Origin of the sequence: Shewanella sp. SG41-4 (genome assembly GCF_014164505.1) — a bacterium.
In the GTDB taxonomy this organism is placed as follows: Bacteria; Pseudomonadota; Gammaproteobacteria; order Enterobacterales; family Shewanellaceae; genus Shewanella.
In genome coordinates this window covers 1-5,067 of sequence record NZ_JACJFI010000270.1, presented here as the reverse complement: position 1 = coordinate 5,067, position 5,067 = coordinate 1, and the positions used below count along the sequence as shown (strand labels likewise).

Genomic DNA, 5,067 nt, shown 5'->3' with positions numbered 1-5,067 from the left:
ATCCAATGTCTTAATAATTCGAGAATTTGCTGATTCAACTGTTGTTCATTATCTCTAACACCTTGAAAATCAAGATAGATAATGGCACCTGGTGCGATATCAATATGATGTTGATTCCAATAAGCAATAGGATAATGTTCCAATTTGCCATCAGGTTGAATAAGCCAAGCGTAGCTACTTTCTGAGTCATCTAACGGTATTGCATTGTTAAGATACTCAGTAGCGCCTTGTCTGACAATAAAGGGTTGAGAACCATTTTGTTCTACAGCTCCAAGTACCAACACATTTTCTGGTTTACTTGGTAAAGTCAGTAAATAGCGGCCTGTTAAAAGTGGGTTTAACTCATCTTTTAGTCTAATTGAATCGTAATCAAGTAGAATAAGTTCACGTTTCATAAACTGATTAGCGGTGAACCATGCCGATAGTGTTTTTAACGCCTTAATATTTTGAGGCGTTTCCATATCGTCGTATTGAGTTTTGAGCAAATGAATAATTTGTTGCTGTTTCTGCTGAAACTCCGCTTCTGTTGAATAGTCATATAGCCCAGCTGCTAACCAGTAAATGGCTAATGACTTATGTTGGGTTGCTAACGGGGCACTATTTTCGAGGCTGTCTTTTATGACCTGAACTAAACGAGGTGATTGTTTATATTGTAATGATACCGGTTGTTTAGCAGAGTTAGATTGACTCACTGTAATGACTGTTTCAGCGTTGATATGTTGTGAACAGAGTATTAATACCACCACTGAACATAATTGAATTAATAGTTTCATTTTACGTCCTTAAATTCATAAGGTTTCAGCACGGTTATATCAATGTATGCTAAATTAGGGGCGATTTTTTGATGGCTTTTGATGACTTGCCCGTTCGAGGGGTCGATCCAAAATTGATTGTCGTATTCAATATCTATATCAGGAACGATAACATGCTCATTAAACTTTTTGAGAGTAATGGGTTTATCATTAATGGTAAGTGTTTCATCTGTAACAAAGCTAAACGTAGATAGCTGTTGATAGCTGACATGGTAACCGGGTTGCCAGTCAATGGTGCTTTGCCATTTTATAGGCGTGCTGGCAAGATGAAGCCCTAATGCAACAGGATCAGTTTGATTACTGTCAATGTTGATACGATTACCTTCAAATAGGTTTACCGTTTTCAGTAAACGACCATTACGAGTAACCAACATACCGGCATCTGATGATATCCACTTTAACTCTACATTTTGAGTTGTGATTATTGTTGCAGGCATAGTTTGTGGTGCTTCAGCCAAAGCTAAGAGTACATAAGCTTGATGAGAGTCATTTATTTTGACATAAACACTTGAATATGGACTGTTTTCAATTTCATTTGCAGAAATATTATCATCAGGAAGACCAACAATGCTTTCTTTAAGCATGCCGCCAATTTGCACAAAGGTATTACTGCATCCGGTAAGGGCTAAAAAGAAAAACAAGGTGAGTAGATTTTTGTTATTGAAAATTGAAGACATACGAGCTCAATTCCTTAAGCTTCAAAGTAACGGCAAAAAAAAGAAAATAAAAAAGCACATTAAAAATGTGCTTTTTTTATAGTCTTACGAATTTAGTTTGTAACTGAAGTCGTAGTCGTTCCAGTACCAGTACCAGTACTAGTTGTTGTAGTACCAGTTCCTGTGCCTGTGTTGTTACCACTTTCTTCATTGCTGTCATTGACTGCAGTTGCTATAACAGCAACTGTAATAGCAGCAGCTGCAACAACTGGACCGCTAACAATAGAAGAGCCATCTGTTGGCTGAGTGTCACCAGTTCCTTCAGCATAAGCAGAACCGATCATTAATAAAGCTGATGTTAACGCAATAGCGATAGCTGATTTTTTCATCTCAAAGTCTTCCCATAAAATATTCAAATACACCTAAATGGAAGATTAGCATATAATCGATTCACTTCCATATATAATTCGATACAATTGCTTAATAAACATCCAGCGAGATCGATTCGCTAATCTACACGATTTTATGATTTTTTACAAAAATTGTTTAATTAATTCTCGATTACAAGTGGGTTGAGCATCAATGAGCTGCTAAAATCACGATAAATTCATCACCATGGCCTTATTTTATGCATAGAAGAGCAATTTATCCTGGCACTTTTGATCCAGTTACTAATGGTCATGCCGATTTAATTGAGCGCGCTGCGCGCTTATTCAAACATGTGATCATTGGTATTGCCTCTAATCCGTCAAAACAACCACGATTTAGCCTTGAAGAACGCGTCGAACAAGTTAACCTTGTTACTGCACATTTAAAAAATGTAGAAGTGGTTGGTTTTACTGGATTACTCGTCGACTTTGCCAAAGAACAACATGCGAGTGTATTAGTGCGTGGACTACGTGCTGTGTCGGATTTCGAATATGAATTTCAGTTAGCCAACATGAATCGTCGTTTAAGCCCAGATCTTGAAAGTGTGTTTTTGACACCAGCCGAAGAGAATTCATTTATTTCGTCTACGTTAGTGAAAGAAGTCGCATTACATGGGGGGGATGTGAGTCAATTTGTTCATCCACTCATAGCAATGGCATTAAAGCAGAAAGTGGCACAAATTAAAGCCGAAAAAAAAGGTCAGTAATTTTATGGCAAAGGGATTTCGCTTCACAAAGCTAACCGCTGCATTAGGGTTAAGCGCTATGTTCATCTATACGAATGCTGCTCAGGCTGCACCATGGGTTGACACTTCAGATATTTATTTGCGAGCAGATATTCAAGCATTAGCGGATGCTGGGGTGATCAATGCGCCAATTAATACCTTTCCATTAATGTGGTTCGGTATTGGAGCTGATTTGGTTAAAGCTGAGCCCGGGTTGGTAACGCCTGATTTAGTTGATGCTTTCGCTCGAGTTAATTTTTACTATCAAAATGCTGTTGGTAATCGTGGCAACACCAGTATTAAAGTGGCTGCAGCATCAGATTCAGCACGTTTCCAACATTTTGGTTCCGACTATCGTGAAAAAGGCCAGTTACAAGGCTCACACGAATACACTGGTGAGCGTTTTGCTTATAAACTTTCAGCATCAGCAAATTATGATCCTAGTGATAATGAAAATGTGCGTTTTGATGATAATTACATCGCGCTAATATTAGGCAACTGGGTTGCAACGTTTGGTGCAGCTGCTCAATGGTGGGGGCCTGGATTCGATTCCTCTTTGCATATGTCTACTAACGCAAGACCGATGCAATCTTTAACCTTAAGTAGACATAATCCGCAAGCATTTGAAACACCTTTACTCTCTTGGTTAGGTGCGTGGACAGTGACAGCAGGTGTGAGTATGACCGAACAAGAAAGATATGCTCCAAATGCGTTGTTATGGTCTCTGCGAGGTTCGATTAAACCGTTAAAGCAGCTTGAAATTGGCTTATCTTGGACAACGATGTTTTGTGGAGAAGACCAAGAATGCAGCTTTGATAGTGCGTTTGAATCAATTACAAATCCACAAGATTGCCAAGATGGTGAAGAGTGTATTAGTAATACCAATCAAATGACTGGTTTTGACGTGCGCTACAGTGATATTTGGTTCGGTATTCCGCTTGGTTTGTATGTAGAGCAAACTTGTGAAAATGCATCCGGCGGTGCCACTAGTATGAGTGATTGCGGCCAAATGCTTGGTATGGATAGTCGATTTAGTATTTCAAAGCAGCAATATAAGTTTTTTATCGAGTATTCCGACACTAAGGTTAATTGTGATCAAAACTCTCAGTTTAACTGTTTTTATGAACATGATACTTACCAAAGTGGCTCGCGTTACTATGGTCGTGCGTTTGGTAGTACCTATGACAGTGATGCCAATGTTTATGCTTTAGGGTTAATTGGTCAGTTCGATAATAGTCATGGTTTTACCTCAATACTCCGTTACGCTCAACTGAATAAAGACGGTGCTAATCGCGTCGGTATATGGGCTCCACAGCCGTTAAAAGAAGATATCATGATGCTTGAGTTGTCGTATCGGTTACCGATGTTTAACGGCATGTTGACCTTAGGTGGCAGTGTGGCTAATTCGGAGTTTGAAGTGCAAGACGATGACACTCAAGGTACGGTTTTTTCGACTTACGAATATAAGTTTTAAGCGTTATTGTTGATTAACCCGAGTTGAGGTTGATGATATGAGGGAGCCCAATGGCTCCCTTTTTTATGCGTAAATTGAAATGTAATTTAGGCGTTATTTATCCGACTAACGCTGTTGGCATAAACCACAAAAAACCGTGGTACGTTGGCCCAGTTTTATCTCACTTAATAAATTGCCACAGGCTGTACAGATTTCGCCGCCACGACCATAAACATGCAGTTTTTGGGCAAAATAACCTGGCTTACCATCGGCATTCGTAAAGTCTTTTAATGTTGTTCCACCTTGTTCAATGGCGTGAGCCAAAATTTGCTTAACCTCGCTGACTAGAATCGTTAACCGTTCTAAATCAATGCTTCCCGCCGCAGCTTCGGGGTGGATCCCTGCAGCAAATAAAGCTTCGTTGGCGTAAATATTACCGGCTCCAACCACGATGTGATTATCCATTAAGCACAGTTTAATCGCCTTTTTCTTGCCTGCAAGTGCTGCTTGTAATTGTAATGGCGTGAAATGAGGGCTTAGTGGTTCAGGGCCAAGCTTTGATAGCAGAGGATGGGCTTCTTCAGGTAATTCGTACCATAACCAAGCGCCAAAGCGACGTGGATCGTTAAAACGTAACATGCGGCCATTTTCGAGAACTAAATCAATATGGTCATGTTTTTCGACTGGAGTATTACGCGGTAAAATACGCAAACTGCCTGACATGCCTAGATGCACTATTGTCATGCCAGCATCGGTATCAATGAGTAAGTATTTTGCTCGCCTGCGGACATTGGTAATACGCTGCCCAACAATATTTTGCGCAATAGCTGGCACAGGCCAACGAAGCGAGGCATTGCGCACAATCAATTCACTTACCGTTTGTTCAATAAGGTATGGACTGATCCCTAGGCGGGTTACTTCAACTTCTGGTAATTCGGGCATAATGACTCATTATTTTGATTGAGGAGGTATGGCTAATATAGGTTGTAACCC

General features: G+C 39.9%; 6 protein-coding genes. 2 read left to right on the top strand and 4 right to left on the bottom strand.

Annotation, left to right across the window (positions count from 1 at the left end):
• The 3 genes from H5202_RS17815 to H5202_RS17805 all read right to left on the bottom strand — a co-directional run.
• On the bottom strand, positions 1 to 773 hold a 773-nt coding region (locus H5202_RS17815), incomplete at its 3' end, for a capsule biosynthesis GfcC family protein (RefSeq protein ID WP_182773250.1).
• Positions 770 to 1,489 carry a YjbF family lipoprotein gene (locus H5202_RS17810; RefSeq protein WP_182773249.1) on the bottom strand — a complete coding sequence of 240 codons (720 nt, stop codon included), beginning with the start codon at positions 1,487 to 1,489 and terminating at the stop codon, positions 770 to 772. The genes H5202_RS17815 and H5202_RS17810, both read right to left, overlap by 4 nt.
• 92 nt (positions 1,490 to 1,581) lie before the next feature.
• Positions 1,582 to 1,884, bottom strand: a complete 303-nt coding sequence (locus H5202_RS17805; protein WP_182773248.1) for a hypothetical protein — start codon at positions 1,882 to 1,884, stop codon at positions 1,582 to 1,584.
• A gap of 212 nt (positions 1,885 to 2,096) precedes the next feature.
• Here H5202_RS17805 and coaD point away from each other — a divergent pair, with 212 nt between their 5' ends.
• Both coaD and H5202_RS17795 read left to right on the top strand, forming a co-directional pair.
• On the top strand, positions 2,097 to 2,603 hold the full coding sequence (coaD, locus tag H5202_RS17800) for a pantetheine-phosphate adenylyltransferase (protein WP_124729006.1): 507 nt from the start codon (positions 2,097 to 2,099) through the stop codon (positions 2,601 to 2,603).
• A gap of 4 nt (positions 2,604 to 2,607) precedes the next feature.
• Positions 2,608 to 4,095: a capsule assembly Wzi family protein gene (locus tag H5202_RS17795; protein ID WP_182773247.1), complete on the top strand. Its 1,488-nt coding sequence runs from the start codon at positions 2,608 to 2,610 to the stop codon at positions 4,093 to 4,095.
• Between the two features lie 105 nt (positions 4,096 to 4,200).
• Here the strand turns inward: H5202_RS17795 and mutM are convergent, their stop codons facing one another.
• Entirely contained in the window at positions 4,201 to 5,016 is an 816-nt protein-coding gene (mutM, locus tag H5202_RS17790) for a bifunctional DNA-formamidopyrimidine glycosylase/DNA-(apurinic or apyrimidinic site) lyase (protein WP_182773246.1), read from the bottom strand.
• Positions 5,017 to 5,067 lie beyond the last annotated feature (51 nt).

What these genes read in the sequence shown, in the direction of transcription:
- mutM (WP_182773246.1), bottom strand. Translation starts at nt 5,016, where the DNA reads ATGCCCGAATTACCAGAAGTTGAAGTAACCCGCCTAGGGATCAGTCCA.
- coaD (WP_124729006.1), top strand. Translation starts at nt 2,097, where the DNA reads ATGCATAGAAGAGCAATTTATCCTGGCACTTTTGATCCAGTTACTAAT.
- H5202_RS17795 (WP_182773247.1), top strand. Translation starts at nt 2,608, where the DNA reads ATGGCAAAGGGATTTCGCTTCACAAAGCTAACCGCTGCATTAGGGTTA.
- H5202_RS17810 (WP_182773249.1), bottom strand. Translation starts at nt 1,489, where the DNA reads ATGTCTTCAATTTTCAATAACAAAAATCTACTCACCTTGTTTTTCTTT.